General features: G+C 73.6%; 6 protein-coding genes. 2 read left to right on the top strand and 4 right to left on the bottom strand.

All coding sequences use genetic code 11. The features are described 5' to 3' along the window. Positions 1–69: 69 nt before the first annotated feature. Entirely contained in the window at positions 70–4,998 is a 4,929-nt protein-coding gene (locus PV342_RS15150; protein WP_400808711.1) for an NAD-glutamate dehydrogenase, read from the top strand. Positions 4,999–5,070: 72 nt separating this feature from the next. On the opposite strand, the gene PV342_RS15145 is transcribed toward PV342_RS15150, so the two are convergent. The 3 genes from PV342_RS15145 to PV342_RS15135 all read right to left on the bottom strand — a co-directional run bounded on the left by PV342_RS15145 (position 5,071) and on the right by PV342_RS15135 (position 12,697). Then, a complete protein-coding gene (locus PV342_RS15145) occupies positions 5,071–6,594 on the bottom strand; it encodes a hypothetical protein (RefSeq protein ID WP_400808709.1) in 1,524 nt (507 codons plus the stop codon). A gap of 113 nt (positions 6,595–6,707) precedes the next feature. Further along, positions 6,708–8,993, bottom strand: coding sequence for a bifunctional glycosyltransferase/CDP-glycerol:glycerophosphate glycerophosphotransferase (locus tag PV342_RS15140; RefSeq protein WP_400808707.1), 2,286 nt, complete (start codon positions 8,991–8,993; stop codon positions 6,708–6,710). A 17-nt stretch (positions 8,994–9,010) separates the two neighbouring features. Then, on the bottom strand, positions 9,011–12,697 hold the full coding sequence (locus PV342_RS15135) for a bifunctional glycosyltransferase/CDP-glycerol:glycerophosphate glycerophosphotransferase (RefSeq protein ID WP_500317440.1): 3,687 nt from the start codon (positions 12,695–12,697) through the stop codon (positions 9,011–9,013). Between the two features lie 136 nt (positions 12,698–12,833). On the opposite strand from PV342_RS15135, the gene PV342_RS15130 reads away from it, so the two are divergent. Further along, on the top strand, positions 12,834–14,933 hold the full coding sequence (locus tag PV342_RS15130; protein WP_400808702.1) for a bifunctional glycosyltransferase/CDP-glycerol:glycerophosphate glycerophosphotransferase: 2,100 nt from the start codon (positions 12,834–12,836) through the stop codon (positions 14,931–14,933). A 4-nt stretch (positions 14,934–14,937) separates the two neighbouring features. Here the strand turns inward: PV342_RS15130 and PV342_RS15125 are convergent, their stop codons facing one another. Next, entirely contained in the window at positions 14,938–17,151 is a 2,214-nt protein-coding gene (locus PV342_RS15125) for a bifunctional glycosyltransferase/CDP-glycerol:glycerophosphate glycerophosphotransferase (protein WP_400808699.1), read from the bottom strand. Between the last annotated feature and the right edge of the window lie 15 nt (positions 17,152–17,166).

Here is a 17,166-nt window from a genome sequence, read left to right as displayed (position 1 = left end):
TGATCAGCGCTGATCCATCGATCACCATCACCTACGTCACGCAATGGCGCGCGACAGGAGCATGAGGACATGCAGACCAAGCTGGACGAAGCAAAGGCCGAGCTGCTCGCACGGGCGGCCCGGGTAGCTGAGAACAGCCCGGCGGGGGGACAACCTGGCCAGGGCCTCGAGAAGGAGGCGCTGGGAGCCTTCCTTCAGCGCTACTACCTGCACAGCGCCCCGGAGGACCTGCTCGACCGCGACCCGGTGGACGTCTTCGGCGCAGCCGTGTCCCACCACCGTCTCGCCGAGGTGCGCCCGCAGGGGACGGCCAACGTCCGCGTGCACACCCCCTCGGTGGAGGAGAACGGCTGGACGTGCAGCCACACCGTCGTCGAGGTGGTCACCGACGACATGCCGTTCCTGGTCGACTCCGTCACCAACGAGCTGTCCCGTCAGGACCGCGCGATCCACGTCGTCGTCCACCCGCAGATGCTGGTGCGCCGTGACGTGACCGGGAAGCTGCTGGAGGTGCTGGACGCCGCGCCGGGCGACGCCTCCGGTGTGCCGCACGACGTGCTGGTCGAGTCCTGGATCCATGTGGAGATCGACCGCGAGACCGACCGCGACGACCTGAAGCAGATCACCGCGGACCTGCGCCGGGTCCTGTCCGACGTCCGCGAGACCGTCGAGGACTGGCAGAAGATGCGCGACGCCGCGCTGCGCATCGCCGACGAGCTGGCCGCGACCCCGCCCGCGCTGCCCGAGCAGGAGGTCGGCGAGGCCTGGGAGCTGCTGCGCTGGCTCTCCGAGGACCACTTCACCTTCCTCGGCTACCGTGAGTACGCGCTGACCACGGAGACCACCCCCGAGGGCGAGGAGGACGTGCTCACCGCCGTCCCCGGCACCGGCCTGGGCATCCTGCGCTCCGACCCGCAGCACCGCGTGGAGGAGTCCGAGAGCGGCCAGGCGGTCTCGCCGTCCTTCAACCGGCTGCCCGCGGACGCCCGCAAGAAGGCCCGCGAGCACAAGCTGCTGATCCTCACCAAGGCCAACAGCCGTTCCACCGTGCACCGCCCGTCCTACCTCGACTACATCGGGGTGAAGAAGTTCGACGCCGACGGCAACGTCGTCGGCGAGCGCCGCTTCCTCGGCCTGTTCTCCTCGGCCGCCTACACCGAGTCCGTGCGCCGCGTGCCGGTGATCCGCCGCAAGGTGCAGGAGGTGCTGGACGGCGCGGGCTTCTCGCCGGACAGCCACGACGGCCGTGACCTGCTGCAGATCCTGGAGACCTACCCGCGCGACGAGCTCTTCCAGACCGGGCCGGACGAGCTGCGCGAGATCGTCACCAGCGTGCTCTACCTGCAGGAGCGCCGCCGGCTGCGGCTGTTCCTGCGCCAGGACGAGTACGGCCGCTACTTCTCGGCGCTGGTCTACCTGCCCCGCGACCGCTACACCACGGGCGTGCGGCTGCGGCTGACGGACATCCTCAAGGAGGAGCTGAACGGCGTCACCGCCGACTTCACCGCCTGGAACACCGAGTCGGTGCTCTCCCGGCTGCACTTCGTGGTCCGCGTCGCGTCCGGCACCGCGCTGCCGCACCTGACCGAGCGCGACGTCGAGCGGATCGAGAACCGGCTCGCCGACGCGGCCCGCTCCTGGGCGGACGGCTTCGCCGAGGCGCTGACCTCGGAGTGCGGCGAGGAGCGCGCGGCCGAGCTGACCCGCCGCTACGCGCACGCCTTCCCCGACGGCTACCGCGCCGACTTCACGCCCCGCGCGGCCGTCGCGGACCTGCAGCACCTGGAGCGGCTCAACGGCGAGGACTTCTGCCTCAGCCTGTACGAGCCGGTCGGCGCCGCACCCGACGAGCGCCGCTTCAAGATCTACCGCACCGGCGCCCCCGTCTCGCTGTCCGCGGTGCTGCCCGTGCTGCAGCGCCTGGGCGTCGAGGTCATCGACGAGCGCCCGTACGAGATGCGCCGCGCCGACGGCACCCGCGCCTGGATCTACGACTTCGGGCTGCGCATCGACCCCTCGCTCGGCGACCTCGGCGACGACGCCCGTGAGCGCTTCCAGGACGCCTTCACCGCGACCTGGACCGGGCAGGCCGAGAACGACGGCTTCAACTCGCTGGTGCTGCGCGCCGGCCTGTCCTGGCGCCAGGCGATGGTGCTGCGGGCGTACGCCAAGTACCTGCGGCAGGCCGGCACGGCCTTCTCCCAGGACTACATGGAGGACACCCTCCGCAACAACGTCCACACCACCCGGCTGCTGGTCAACCTCTTCCAGGCCCGGCTCTCCCCGGACCACCAGCGGGCCGGCAGCGAGCTGACCGACGCCCTGCTGGAGGAGGTGGACGCCGCCTTGGAGCAGGTCGCCAGCCTGGACGAGGACCGCATCCTGCGCTCCTTCCTGACCCTGATCAAGGCGACGCTGCGCACCAACTACTTCCAGCGCGCCGACGGCGGCAGGCCGCACTCCTACGTGTCGATGAAGTTCGACCCGCAGGCCATCCCGGACCTGCCCGCGCCGCGCCCGGCGTACGAGATCTGGGTGTACTCGCCGCGCGTGGAGGGCGTGCACCTGCGCTTCGGCAAGGTCGCCCGCGGCGGCCTGCGCTGGTCCGACCGGCGCGAGGACTTCCGTACCGAGATCCTCGGCCTGGTCAAGGCGCAGATGGTGAAGAACACCGTCATCGTGCCGGTCGGCGCCAAGGGCGGCTTCGTCGCCAAGCAGCTGCCGGACCCGTCCGCCGACCGCGAGGCGTGGCTGGCGGAGGGCATCGCGTCCTACAAGACGTTCATCTCCGGTCTGCTCGACGTCACCGACAACCTGGTCGGGGGCCAGGTCGTGCCGCCGGCCGACGTGGTCCGCCACGACGGCGACGACACCTACCTGGTGGTCGCCGCGGACAAGGGCACCGCGTCCTTCTCGGACATCGCCAACGAGGTCGCCACCTCCTACGGCTTCTGGCTCGGCGACGCCTTCGCCTCCGGCGGCTCGGTCGGCTACGACCACAAGAAGATGGGGATCACCGCCCGCGGCGCGTGGGAGTCGGTCAAGCGGCACTTCCGCGAGATGGGCCACGACACCCAGAGCGAGGACTTCACCGTCGTCGGCGTCGGCGACATGTCCGGTGACGTCTTCGGCAACGGCATGCTGCTCAGCGAGCACATTCGGCTGGTCGCCGCCTTCGACCACCGGCACATCTTCATCGACCCCGTGCCGGACGCGGCGACCTCGTACGCCGAGCGCCGCCGGATGTTCGAGCTGCCGCGCTCCTCGTGGGCGGACTACGACACCAAGCTGATCTCGCACGGCGGCGGGGTCTTCCCGCGCAGCGCCAAGGCGATCGCGCTGACCCCGCAGATCCGCAAGGCGCTCGGCATCGACCAGCCGGTGGCGAAGATGACCCCGGCCGACCTGATGAGGGCGATCCTCAAGGCCCCGGTGGACCTGCTGTGGAACGGCGGCATCGGCACCTATGTGAAGGCCGCCACCGAGACCCACCCGGACGTCGGCGACAAGGCCAATGACGCGATCCGCGTGGACGGCGGCGAGCTGCGCGTCAAGGTCGTCGGCGAGGGCGGCAACCTGGGCCTGACCCAGCTCGGCCGGATCGAGTTCGCCCAGTCCGGCGGCCGGGTCAACACCGACGCGATCGACAACAGCGCCGGTGTGGACGCCTCCGACCACGAGGTCAACATCAAGATCCTGGTCAACGCGGTCGTCGCCGACGGCGACATGACGGTCAAGCAGCGCAACTCGCTGCTGGCCGAGATGACCGACGAGGTCGGCTCCCTGGTGCTGCGCAACAACTACGCGCAGAACGTGGCCCTGGCCAACGGCATGGCCCAGTCCGCCAGCCTGCTCCACGCCCATCAGCGCTACCTGCGCAAGCTGGTCCGCGAGGGCAAGCTGGACCGGGCCCTGGAGTTCCTGCCCTCCGACCGGCAGATCCGCGAGCGGCTGAACGCCGGTCACGGCCTGACCCTGCCGGAGATGGCCGTCCTCCTGGCCTACACGAAGATCACCGTGGCGGAGGAGCTGCTCGGCACCGGCCTGCCCGACGACCCGTACCTGCGGCAGCTGCTCGACGCGTACTTCCCCAAGGCGCTGCACGAGCGGTTCCAGGGGCAGATCGACGGGCACGCGCTGCGGCGCGAGATCGTGACGACGGTGCTGGTCAACGACACCGTCAACACCGGCGGCACCACCTTCCTGCACCGCTTCAAGGAGGAGACCGGGGCCACCACCGAGGAGATCGTGCGGGCGCACACCGCCGCCCGCGCCATCTTCGCCCTGGGCGGCATCTGGGACGAGGTGGAGGCGCTCGACACGGTCGTGCCGGCCGACGTCCAGACCCGGATCCGGCTGCACTCGCGGCGGCTGGTCGAGCGGGGCACCCGCTGGCTGCTGAACAACCGGCCGCAGCCGCTGGCGATCGCCGAGACGATCGACTTCTTCCGCGAGGGCGTCGCCACGGTGTGGGCGGTGCTGCCGAAGCTGCTGCGCGGCGCGGATCTGGAGTGGTACGAGTCGATCCACGACGAGCTGACCGGCGCGGGCGTGCCGGAGGAGCTGGCGACGCGGGTCGCCGGGCTCTCCTCGGCCTTCCCGACGCTCGACATCGTCGACGTCGCCGACCGGACCGGCAAGGACCCGCTGGCGGTCGCCGAGGTCTACTACGACCTCGCCGACCGGCTGCAGATCACGCAGCTGCTCGACCGGATCATCGAGCTGCCGCGCGCCGACCGCTGGCACTCCATGGCCCGTGCGTCGATCCGCGAGGACCTGTTCGCGGCGCACGCGGCACTCACCCAGGACGTGCTGTCCGTCGGCAACGGCTCCTCCACCCCGGAGCAGCGCTACCAGGCGTGGGAGGAGTCCAACAGCGCGCTGATCGGGCGTGCCAGGACGACCCTGGACGAGATCCAGGGCTCGGAGACCTTCGACCTGGCGAACCTGTCGGTGGCGATGCGGACGATCCGCTCGCTGCTGCGCGCCCGCCGCTGACGCGTACGACCGCGACACGACGACGGCAGGGGCCGGGGAGCACGCTCCCCGGCCCCTGCCGCGTGGCGGGGCTCAGCCGACCCGGTAGAGCCGTTCACCGGTGCGCGGGCCCTGGGCGACCTGGACGCCTCCCGGCGGGGCGGGCTCGCCGGGCTCGGTCATCACCCACTTCACGTGGTAGCGGCGGGCGATGTCCAGGCGCTGGTCCACGGGCGTGGAGGGGGCCAGGTAGGCGCGTACGTCGGCCGCGCGGCGCTCGCGGTCGGCCGCCGTGGTCGACGGGTCCGGCCAGGCCGGTGAGACGAGGAACGCGCCGTAGGCCGGCATGACGTGCGTCGGGTTGTACCCGTCGGTTAGGAGCACGTCGCCGGCGGCGATGTGCTCCTGCGCCCACAGGTAGCTGGGCCAGGTGCTCAGCCGCTGCAGGTGCAGCGCGGGCGGGACGTAGCGTGCCGGGACGACCGCGCCCGCCTGCGCGAGCAGTCCCGCGCAGGCCGCGACCGCCGTCAGCGGCGCCAGCACGCGGCGCAGCCCGGTCCACGGCGGGGCCTCGGCCAGCTCGATCGCCAGCGCGAACTGCAGCGGCACCAGCAGCAGCCCGAAGATCCGACCGAAGGAGTAGGAGCCGCTGAGCCAGCCGTACGCGGCGACGGCGCAGTCCGCGGCGAACATCAGCACCAGCGGGTCGAAGCGGTTGACGCGCAGCCGGTACAGCAGGGCCGGCAGCCCGGCCAGGGCCAGGCCGTACCACTGCCACAGGTTCGCGTACAGCCGCTGGTGGACGTCGTCGACGGTGGGGTCGCCGAGGAGGGAGGAGAGGCTGAAGTAGGGCCACCAGGCGGCGACGGCGAAGGCGACCGCGCCGGTCAGCGCCCAGCGGCCGAGGACCCCGGCGGCGACCGGCATGCGCTGCATGCCGATGACGATGGCGAGCACGCCGATGACGGTGCCCATCGCCGTGAAGGGGTGCACCAGCAGCACGGTCCCGACGAGCAGCCCGAGCCAGGCGTGCAGCCAGGTCCCCGCGACGCCGCGCCGGGCCGCCCGCGCGGTGAGCGCCCACACCCAGAACGTCACGCCGACGGCGAAGGCGCTGGGGTAGGTCAGCCCCCTGATCATCGACTGCAGGCCGAGGAAGCCGCTCCACTCCTTGTACTGCGGCCCCCACAGCAGCACGAACGCGGCGAGCGCCAGCACCGGCGCCCAGCGCCGGCGGCTCAGTTCCCGGGTGAAGGCGCCGATGCCGGTGACGATCAGCGCCAGGTTGACCGGGCCGCACCCCTTGAGCAGTTGCCAGCCCGGTACGCCGGTCAGCTTCGACAGCAGCCCCAGCACCACGGTGTACGGGGTGAAGTAGGGGCTGCCGGTGCCCGGCACGTCGAGCAGCGGGTTGGCCGGGTGCAGCCAGTCGGCGGCGATCCGCTCGATCGCGGCGGCGTGCTGGCCGAAGTCGGAGGCGAGGGGGGACTGCCAGGTGCGGTAGGCCACCACCGCCCAGAAGAGGGTGCCGAGGATCAGGTACGGCGTGGGCCGGCGCGCGTCCCGCAACTCGTACGCCTGGGTCCGCCAGTCCCGCTGGGTCAGCACGCCGGTCACCGCAGCCCTCCCGGCCCTCGTCCGCTCGTCACCTCGATGCTTGATCGTGAGGGGCGCCGCTGCATCCCGGCGGGGCCCGTACGGGGCGTCGCCACGGCGTCGCTACGGCTGCGCTACGGCTGCGCGGCGGCCTCCTGCGGCCCGGAGCGCGGCTCCGCGGGCGGGGCGGCGCCGACCAGGAGCGCCGGCGCCGGTGCGGGGGTGCGGGCATCCAGGGGCACGAGGGGCAGCGGCTCGGTCTCGCCGAGGAAGACCCGCCGTACGACCCGCTCGGCGGCCCGGCCGTCGTCGAAGGCGCAGAAGCGGCGGCGGAACGCGGCTCGCAGCCGGGCCGCCTCCGGGCTGTTCCAGGTGCCGTCGCGGAAGGCCGCGATCAGCTCGTCGTCGCTGGTGGAGACCGCGCCGGGGGTGTCGCCCGGGGCGCCGGACAGCAGGTCGAAGTAGACGCCGCGGCTGGCCCGGTAGACCGGCCAGTCGTCGGCGTGGACGACGATGGGACGGTCGAGGAGCGCGTAGTCGAACATGATCGACGAGTAGTCGGTGACGAGGGCGTCGGCCGCCAGGCACAGCTGCTCGACCGACGGGTGCCGGGACACGTCGACCAGCAGCCCCTCCTCGTGCAGCGCCTTCAGCCGGGCGTCCTCGCCGTGGAAGTAGTGGATGCGGGTCAGCAGGACGAAGTCCTCGCCGAGCGCCCGGCACACCCGCTCCACGTCCAGCCGCGGCACGAAGTTCCGCTGGTAGTCGCGGGTCGTCGGCGCGTACAGGACCGCGGTGCGCCCGGGGGCGATGCCCAGGGCCGCGCGGGCGTGGGCGACCTCGGCGGCGCCGGCCGTCAGGAAGACGTCGTTGCGCGGGTAGCCGGTCTCCAGGTGCTGCCAGGAGGAGGGGTAGACGCGCTCCCAGATCTCGCTGGAGTGCGGGTTGGAGGACAGGCTGTAGTCCCAGCGGTCCACCCGTTCCAGCAGCCGGCGGAAGCTCATGCCCTTGGCCGAGGCGGGGTAGCGCTGCTGGTCGATGCCCATCTTCTTCAGCGGGGTGCCGTGGTGGGTCTGCAGGTGGACGCTGCCGGGCCGCTTGCGGACGTCGTTGGGGAAGTTGACGTTGCTGATCAGGTACGTGGCCCGGGCCATCAGCCGCCAGTAGCGCCGGGTGCGCGGTACCACGTAGTCCACGCCCTTGGGCACCCGCGGCACGTCGGACTTGCGGACCAGCCACACCCCGTGGACGCCCGGGGCGATCTCCCGCGCCTTGTGGTAGATCGCGGCCGGGTTGCAGAACACCCCGCGGTCCCAGTACGCCGAGTACACCGCGAGGTTGGGGTCGAGCGGCCGCCGCAGGTGGTAGGCGTACAGGGCGGCCTTGGCCCGCTGCGCGACCTGCCGGCGCAGCGACCGCCTGCGCCGGGTCAGTTCCTTGCGGGCCCCGCGCGGTACGTCTCCCAGCCGGGCCAGCAGCCAGCTGCCGCGGGCCAGCCGCGCGTAGCCGAGGGCCTTGTCGGCGGGTGGTGCGAAGCCCTCCGGGACGTGGCGGGCGTACCAGCGGGCCGCGAGCCGGAAGAACTCGCGGCGCAGCCGCGGCGGGATCCGGTCGGGGTTGCCGAGGCAGAACAGGAAGTGGCTGACGGCCCGTTCGAACAGCATCGGCCGCAGTGGCGCGAGGTGCTCGCGGCCGGGCGCGTCGAGGAAGTCGAAGAGCCGGGTGTACTGGTCGAGGATGACGAAGTGGTTGCGGCCCGGGCTGCGGGTGCTGGCGCCGCTGCGCCGCTGCCGGTACTCCAGCACCACCCGGGCCAGGCAGGAGATCCGCTCGGCGCTGAGCATCGTCTTGTAGGAGACGAGGGCGTCCTCGTAGATGCCGTCGCTGAAGGAGAAGCCGTGCTCCCCGTAGAAGGCGCGGCGGTAGACGCGGTTGGAGGTGATCGCGAACAGCCGCAGGAACTCGGGGCGTTCGATGATCCGGAAGACATCGGTGCCGGCCGAGGCGAGCAGTCCCCCGAAGACGCTCTTCTCGGCGGCCTCCCACCAGTAGGTGCGCACATGGTCGAAGTACAGGATGTCCGGGTCGCCGTCCTGCTTCAGCCGCTCGGCGACCGCCTCCAGGGAGCCGGGGGCGAGGGTGTCGTCGCCGTCGAGGAAGAGCAGGTAGTCGCCGGTGGCGCGCTCCGCGCCGGTGTTGCGGGCCCGCCCCACGCCCTGGTTCTCCTCGTGGTGCAGCGCGATCACCCGCGAGTCGCGTGCCGCGTACTCGTCGAGGATGCGGCCGCAGTGGTCCGGCGAGCGGTCGTCGACCGCGATCACCTCGAGGTCGGGCAGTGACTGCGACAGCACCGAGTCGAGGCAGGCACGCAGATAGCCCTGCACCTGGTGGACCGGGACGATGACGGAGAAGCGGGGCATGTGGATCCTGGGTTCCCTCAGGGGCGGTGACGGTCGGGTTCGAGCAGCCGGTCGACGGCGCGGGCCGCCGCACCGCCGTCGTCGAGGTGGCAGAAGGTCGCGCGGAAGTGGGCGTACGCGTCGGCGCTGTGCCGTGCCACGGTGCCGAGGTCGCGCAGCGCGCCCGCCAGTTCGGCGGTCGACTGCAGCAGCGGGCCGGGGGCCTGGGCCTCGAAGTCGGGGTAGAAGCCGCGCAGGGTGTCGCGGAAGTGCTCCAGGTCGGGGACGAGGAAGAGCATCGGGCGGCCGGTGTTGGCGAAGTCGGCCGCCGGTGACGCGTAGTCGGTGACCAGGACGTCGGTGGCCAGCAGCAGCTCCGCCACGTCCGGGTGGGAGGACACGTCGCGCACGAACCCGGAGCGCGGGGTGCGGACGCGGTCGGCGACCAGGGGGTGCGAGCGGAAGAGCAGCACATGGTCGGCGCCCAGGGCGCGTTCGGCCTCCTCCAGGTCCAGGTACGGCGACATGCGGTAGTGCTCGGCGTCGTACGCCAGGTCGTCGCGGCGCGTCGGCGCGTACAGCACGACGGTGCGGTCCCTGGGGATCCGCAGCCGGTCGCGCAGCGCGGCGGCGACCTTGTCGCGGTCGTCGGCGAAGAGCACGTCGGTACGGGGCAGTCCCGTCTCGGCGACCGGGCCGTCGTAGCCGAGCGCGGCGCGCAGCAGCGGGGTGCTCTGGGCGTTCGGCGACAGCAGCAGGCTCCACTGGGCGCCCGGGTCGCGCGGCGGGCGGGGCAGGTGCACCAGGTCCGCGCACAGGGTCCCGGCGAGGTCCCGGCCGGTCCGCTTGAGGGGGGTGCCGTGCCAGGTCTGCAGCACGGTCTGGTCCGGACGGCGCACGAACCACGCCGGCAGGTGCGTGTTGGTGACGACGTAGCGGCAGCGGGCGAGCGCCTCGTACCAGGCCGCGCTGTGCAGCACGACGGGCCGTGCGGTCGCCGGCGGGGGAGCCTGGCCGTCCCTGACCACCCACAGGTGCTCCAGGCCGTCCGCCGCGCGGCGGCGCAGCAGTTCCTCGTGGACGGCGCGCGGCGAGTCCCCGTACGCCCGCCCGTCGAAGGCGCTGTAGAGCACCGCCTCGCGGCGCGGCAGGCCTCGGGTGCGGGGGTGGTGGTTCTCGCGCAGCACCCGCTGCCGGTACGGGCCGCGCTGCGGCTCGGGCACCGTGGGCCGGGCGTCGAGGAACAGCCGGTCGTGGAAGCGGCGGTCCACGGAGAAGGACTTGCCGCCCGCTTCCGCCGCCATCGGCAGCGCCTCGAAGACCCCGGGCGCGACCCGCACCGCCGCTTCCGTGCCGGCCCCGTCGCGCAGGTGCAGGTACCAGCGGCCGGCGGGCAGCGGGACGGTGCCGGCGAGGGACTCCAGCGTCCCGGGCCGCAGGGTGGCGGTGAACCGGCGCCCCCCGTGCGGGCCCGGCCCCTCCTCCGGTGGACGCGGCAGCGGCGGGATGGCGCTGGACGGCGGCGGGAGGCCGGGCCGCCGTCCCGGTACGCCGTCGGCCTGGACGGCGACGGCGTGCTCCACGCGGTGGGTGCCGTGCCGCAGCACCAGTTCGGCCGGGCCGGGCGCGGAGCCGGGGGCGAGGCGGCCGGCGACGACCAGGGCGCCCTCGGCGGTCCAGCCGATGGCGTCGGCCACCGGCTGCGGGGTGCGGTCGCGCAGCACCAGCTTCCCCGACGCCTTCGCCTCCACGAGCAGCCGCCGCGGCGTCCCCCCGAGGCGGGGGTCGGTGCCCAGGTCGTAGTGCCCGGCGGGCAGCGCCCCGTCGAGGTGGACGGGGTCGGCGTGCCCGGGGCGCAGCAGGGCGACGTCCCAGCTGTCGGTGTCCTCGGGACGGATCTCCTTCGGCCCGGCGTCCAGCGCGGGCCGGGCGCCCGCCAGGTCGGCGAGGGGCACGCGGGCCCGGCGGACGCCGTCGTCCGCCTCCCCGGAGGCCAGGGGCTCCAGCGGGTACTCCAGAACGGTGGGCGTCGCGGAGTGGGTCAGCCGTACCGCCGTGGCCTGGGGCGCGCCCGTGAAGTCCAGCTCCACCGAGGTGCCGTCGGCGGACGGCCGGTGCGCGGACAGCCGCCGCACCTCCGGCTCCACCGACAGGTGCAGCCGGCCCTGCCGGTAGTACGGCACGAGCCGCATGCCGCCGCCGGCCGCGTACGACGGCGGGGACGCCCCCGAGCCGGCGTCCGCGGCCCGCAGCCCCGCCCTGCGGATGACCCCCTTCGCCGCGACGACCACCCCGAGCCGCCAGCGGCCGCCGGCCCGGGGTTCGCCCTGGCGGCGGCCGGTGGTCAGCCGCGCCGGGTCGATCGTGATCTCGAAGCCCGACCAGTCGTAGCAGTGTTCCTCCTGGCGCGAGTTGAGGGTCGCGGCCGGCTCCTGCCGGATCCTGACGGGCAGCAGCACCACCTTCGCCCGGCGGCCGTGGCCGTGGACGGCGACGGCGGTGATGTGCGCGGCACCCTTGCGGTCCGCGTCGATGTTGCGCAGGTAGGCGTAGCCGCGCAGGACGAGCCGGCCGTTCTCCCGCACCACCTCGCGCACCCGCGCCCGCACGGGGAAGTCCGCGCGCCGCAGCCGGGCCGCCGCGGCCGGCAGGGCGATCCGGCCGCCGTCCGCCCGGCGCAGCACCGCCCGCTTGCGCAGCGGCGGGCCGGCCACGCCGAAGCCGGCGGAGTTGCGCTGCTCGTGCTCGAGCACCGCCAGCAGGTCGTCGAGGCGGTCCTTGAGGATCAGGTGCCACTTGATGCGCAGCCCGGCGGGCAGTTCCGGGAAGAGGGTGGGGTCGACCCGGGTGAGCCAGTCCCGGCAGCGCTCCATGAAGACCCGCCGGTACTCGGGGCCGGCCATCGGGAGGGCGTCGATGAAGTAGAGCAGGTCGTCGGTGAGGACCGAGCGGTCGTAGGCCCGCTTGAAGGAGGTCCAGCGGGTGCGGGCCGGGTCGCCGAGGAAGCGGCTGACGTGGTCGACGGCGGCGATCCGGTCGCGTACGCCCTTGACGTCGGTGCGGCGCCGGGTGATGGAGCCCTCGCGGATCCGCCAGTAGTACACGTGCTCGTGGGCCACGTCGACGGCGTCGGCGAGGAAGTGCGCGGGGATGGTGAGCGGGGTGTCCTCGTAGAGCACGCCCTCGGGGAAGGCGAGGCGGTGCCGATCCCAGAAGGAGCGGCGGAAGACCTTGTTCCAGGCGACCCGGTCCGACAGCAGGCTCAGGTCCCGGGTGATGTGGGTGCCGGTGACGGTGCGGGTCATGTCCCGGTGCTGCCAGGCCTGGCTGCGGCCGTCGGCGGTCAGCCGCCACACGTTGCCGGTCGCGAAGTCCGAGCCGGAGCCGTCCAGCAGCCCCACCAGGTTCTCGTAGGCGCGCGGCGGCACGATGTCGTCGCTGTCCAGGAAGCACAGGTACTCGGTGCGCGGATCGGCGTGCCGGGTGCCGGTGTTGCGGGCGTGGCCCAGTCCGCCGTTGTCCTGCCGGACGAGGCGGAAGCGGGGGTCGCGGTCGGCGAAGTCCTGGGCGATCCGCGGACCGGAGTCGGTGGAGCCGTCGTCGACCATGACCACGTCGAGCGCGTCGAAGGTCTGCGCGGCCACCGAGCGCAGGCATTCCTCCAGCCAGCTCTCGACGTTGTGGACCGGAACGACGACCGTGAGGCGGGGCGTGAGCGACACCATGGTGACGTGGCCCTTTCCGGACGAGGGCGACAGGGGGCGTGCGGTTCAACTCGCGACCGCCTCCTCGGTCACCTCGCCTGCGCCTTTCGGGTGATCCACCGGGCGCAGGGGGACGGTCCTGCTTACCCTCGGCCCTATGCCTCGGTTCAGCGTGATCGTCCCGGTATGGAAGGCACAGGGCTACGTCCGCGCGTGCCTGGAGTCGGTGCTCGGGCAGCGGTACGCGGACCTGGAGCTCATCGCGGTCGACGACTGCTCGCCCGACGGCTCGGCCGCCGTCGTCGAGGAGGTCGCCGCCGCCGACCCCAGGGTGCTCCCGCTGCGGCAGCCCCGCAACGCCGGCGCGGGCCCGGCCCGGGACGCCGGCGCGGCCCGCGCCAGCGGCGACTACCTGCTCTTCCTCGACGCCGACGACCTCCTCGCGCCCGGCGCCCTGGCCGCCCTGGACGCACGGCTGCGGTCCACCGGCGACCCCGAGGTCCTGCTCTTCGACCACGACCGGCTCGACGTGTGGGAGCACCGCACGGAGAGCGGGGACGGGCCCTTCCTGCACGCCGCCGCCCTCGCCGGGCACGCCGTCTTCCGGGCCACCGAGCGACCCGAGTGCCTGACGGTCCTGCCCGCCGCCTGGAACCGGGTGGTGCGGCGCGACTACTGGGCCGGCTTCGGTTTCGGCTCCGGGCCGTACGAGGACGTCCCGGTGGCGTACGAGATGCTGCTCGCCGCCCCGCGCATCGCCTGCCTGGACCGGATCTGCGTCACCTGGCGCAGACGCCGCCACGGCAGCTTCTCCAGCACGCCGGGCCCGCAGCACCTCGCCCTGGCCGACCGGTACGACACCCTGCTGGCCCGGCACGACCTGCCGGTGCTGCGCGCCGAGCGGGACCGGCGGCTCACGGCCGTCCTGGACGACCCCGGGCGGCTGCGCCCGCAGGACCGCGCCGCCTTCTTCCGCCGCGCCGGGCTGCCCGGCACCTTCGCCGCCCACCGCGCCGCGGAGCTGCGCGCCCACGCCGCCCGGCGGCTGCGCGCCCGCCGCAACGCCGCCGCCCGCGAGGTGTACCGACGCTGGTACGCCCTGGAGCGCCGGCGCCCGCTCGACGACCACCTGGTGGTGTACGCGGCGTACTGGAACCGGGGGGTGCTGTGCAGCCCCGCCGCGATCTACCGCAAGGCCCGCGAGCTGGCCCCGCACCTGCACGGGGTGTGGGTGGTCCGGCGCGGCGCGCAGGACGCGGTCCCCGAGGGCGTCGACCGGGTGGAGGCGAACTCGCGCCGCTACTGGGAGCTGCTGGCCCGCGCCCGCTTCCTGGTGAACAACGCCAACTTCACCGGTGAGGTCGTCAAGCGCCCCGGCCAGGTCTACCTGCAGACGCATCACGGCACCCCGCTCAAGCACATGGGCATGGACCTGCGCGCCCATCCGGCGGTGGCCAAGGGCATGAGCTTCCGCCGGCTGCTGGACCATGCGGACCAGTGGGACTACTCGCTGTCCTCCAACCCCCACTCCAGCGAGATCTGGGAGCGGGTCTACCCCGGCGGCTACCTGACGCTGCCCACCGGATACCCCCGCAACGACGCCTACTTCACGGCCGGCGCCGACGACGTCCGGCGGATCCGGGCCCGGCTGGGCATCCCGGACGGGGTCAGGGCGATCCTGTACGCCCCCACGCACCGCGACTACCAGCGGGAGTTCGTCCCGCAGCTGGACCTCGCCAGGCTGTGCCGGGCACTGGGGCGGGAGTACCTGGTGCTGGTCCGCGCGCACTACTTCCACTCCGGGGCCGGCCCCGCGGCGCTGCCGGAGGGGGCCCTGGACGTCTCCGCGCACACGCCGCTGGAGGAGCTGTGCCTGGCCTCCGACGCCCTGCTCACCGACTACTCGTCGCTGATGTTCGACTACGCGAGCCTGGACCGCCCGATCGTGGTGCACTGCGCCGACTGGGAGGTCTACCGGGCCGCCCGCGGGGTCTACTTCGACCTGGTCTCCGGGCGCCCCGGCGACACCCCGGGCGTCGTCGCCCGCGACGAGGCCGCGATCGCCACCGCCTTCCGATCCGGGGCGTGGTCCTCGCCCGGGGCCGCCGAGCTGCGGGCGGCCTTCCGGGCCCGCTTCTGTCCCTGGGACGACGGCCGCGCCGCCGAACGCGTCGTACGGCGGGTGCTGCTGGGCGAGCCCGACCTGCTGCCCGTCCTCAAGCCGGACGAGCGCACCCCCGCCCCGCCGCCGGGCTGAGGGCTCAGGGGCGGGCCGGCGGGGCGGGGGTGCGGCGCTCCAGGGGGAGGACGGCGGGCTCCCCGCCGTCCTCGCCGAGGAAGACGCGGCGTACGACCCGCTCGGCGGCGTGGCCGTCGTCGTACGGGCAGAAGTGGGCCCGGAACGCGGCCCGCAACTGGGCGGAACGGGGGCCGCGCCAGGTGTCGGTGGTGAGGATCGACAGGAGCTCGTCCTCGCTGCGGGCGACCGGCCCGGGGGCTTCGGCGGTGATGTCGAAGTAGGTGCCGCGGGCGGCCCGGTAGGCCGTCCAGTCCCCGGCGTGGACCACGATGGGGCGGTCGAGACCGGCGTAGTCGAACATCAGGGGGGAGTAGTCGGTCACCAGGGCGTCCGCGGCCAGGCACAGCTCCTGGACCGAGGGGTGGGCGGAGACGTCCAGCACGGTGTCCGGCAGGCCCTCGGGCAGTGTGGCCGTACCGGCGTGGCCGTCCGGCGCGCGGTACAGCACCACATGGCCGGGGCCGAGTTCGCGGGCGAGGCGGACCAGGTCGACGGGCGGGTGGAAGCCCCGCCGGTAGTCGCGGTGGGCGGGGGCGTAGAGGATCGCGGTGGACTCCGCCGGGATGCCGAGGTCGGCGCGGATCCGCCGTACGTCGTCGGCGTCGGCGCGCAGCAGGACGTCGTTGCCGGGCCGGCCGTGCTCCAGGGTGGTGTAGCCGGCGGGGTAGGCCCGTTCCCATACGACCGTCGAGTGCCGGTTGGCGGACAGGCAGAAGTCCCAGCGGTCGGTGTGGGCGAGCATCCGGGCGAAGTCCCGGCCCGCCGAGGCGGCCGGGTGCCCCTGGAGGTCCAGGCCCGTGCGGCCGAGCGGGGTGCCCTGGTGGGTGTGGAGGTTCACCTGGCCGCGCCGCTTGCGGTAGGCGTGCGGGAAGTTGACGTCGTTGACCAGGTAGGCGGCGCGCGCCAGCGCCGTCCAGTAGGCGGGTGAGCCGGGCTGGAGCCGGCGTACGCCGCGCGGCAGGGTGTGCGCGTACGCCGGGGTCGTGATCCACGCGGTGCGCAGGTGCGGCGCCAGGTCGCGGACGGCGGCCTCCAGGGCGGCGGGGTCGCCGCCGTAGCCGCCGTAGCGGCAGGCCGCGAAGACCGCGAGGTCCGGGTCGAGGGGGCGGTGCCGCTGGATCCGGTAGTGCAGCCGCAGGCCCGCCTCCCGGGCCGCCCGGGCGGTGTCCTTCGCCAGTCGCCGGAGCCTCCTGCGCAGCGTGTTGGCGGCGCGCACGGCGTCGAAGACCTGCCGCGCGCCGAGCCGTACGAGCAGCCGCCGGGTGCGGCCGGGGACGCCGTGCGGGCGGGGGCCGGGCTCCTGGGGCTGGTAGCGGCGGAAGTGGAGGCTGCAGCGCTGGAAGTACAGGCCGCGGGACGAGCGGGGCAGCCGGCCCGGTGTGTTGTAGACCGCCAGCAGGTGGTCGGTCATCCGGCCGAAGAGGGCGGGCCGCCAGCCGTCGAGGGCGGGGTTGCGGTCGAGGAAGGCGAAGACCCGGTCGTACTGGTCGAAGACGTCGAAGTGCCTGCTGCTGGTGGTGCGCAGGATGCTGCCCCGGCGGCGCTGCCGGTAGAGCACGCAGACCCGGTCGAGCACCGCGATGCTGCGGGCGGCGAGCAGCAGGGGGTAGGTCCAGGCGACGTCCTCGTACCAGCCGGGCGGGAAGGCGGCGTCGCAGCGCTGGACGAACTCGCGCCGGTAGGCCTTGTTCCAGGCGACCGGCAGCAGCCGCAGCAGTTCGGGGCGGTCGTCGAGGGGCCCGGCGGGGCGGCCGTCCTGGGCGAGCAGCGCGGCACGCTGGTTGCGTACGACGCGGCCGTCCCAGTACGTGCGGGCGTAGTCGTAGACCAGCACGTCCGGCTCGGCGGTCTCCTTCAGGCGGTCGGCGAGCGCCTGCAGGGAACCGGGGGCGAGGGTGTCGTCGCTGTCGAGGAAGAGCAGGTAGTCCCCGGTGGCCCGGGCCGTTCCGGCGTTGCGGGCCGGGCCGAGGCCCACGTTCTCCTTCAGGTGCAGGACGGTCACCCGGCGGTCGCGGGCCGCGAAGGCGTCGAGGATGGCACCGCTGGCGTCGGGGGAGCGGTCGTCGACGGCGATCACCTCGAAGTCCGAGAAGCTCTGCCCGAGCACGGACTCCAGGCACTCGTGCAGGTAGGCCTGCACCTTGTGGGCGGGCACGATGACGCTGAACCGGGGCAAGGCAGCACATCCGTA

The organism is Streptomyces sp. PA03-3a, from assembly GCF_033792735.1.
GTDB lineage: Bacteria > Actinomycetota > Actinomycetes > Streptomycetales > Streptomycetaceae > Actinacidiphila.
Note: the sequence above shows the minus strand (reverse complement) of the source record. Positions and strands in the feature narration are given on the sequence as shown.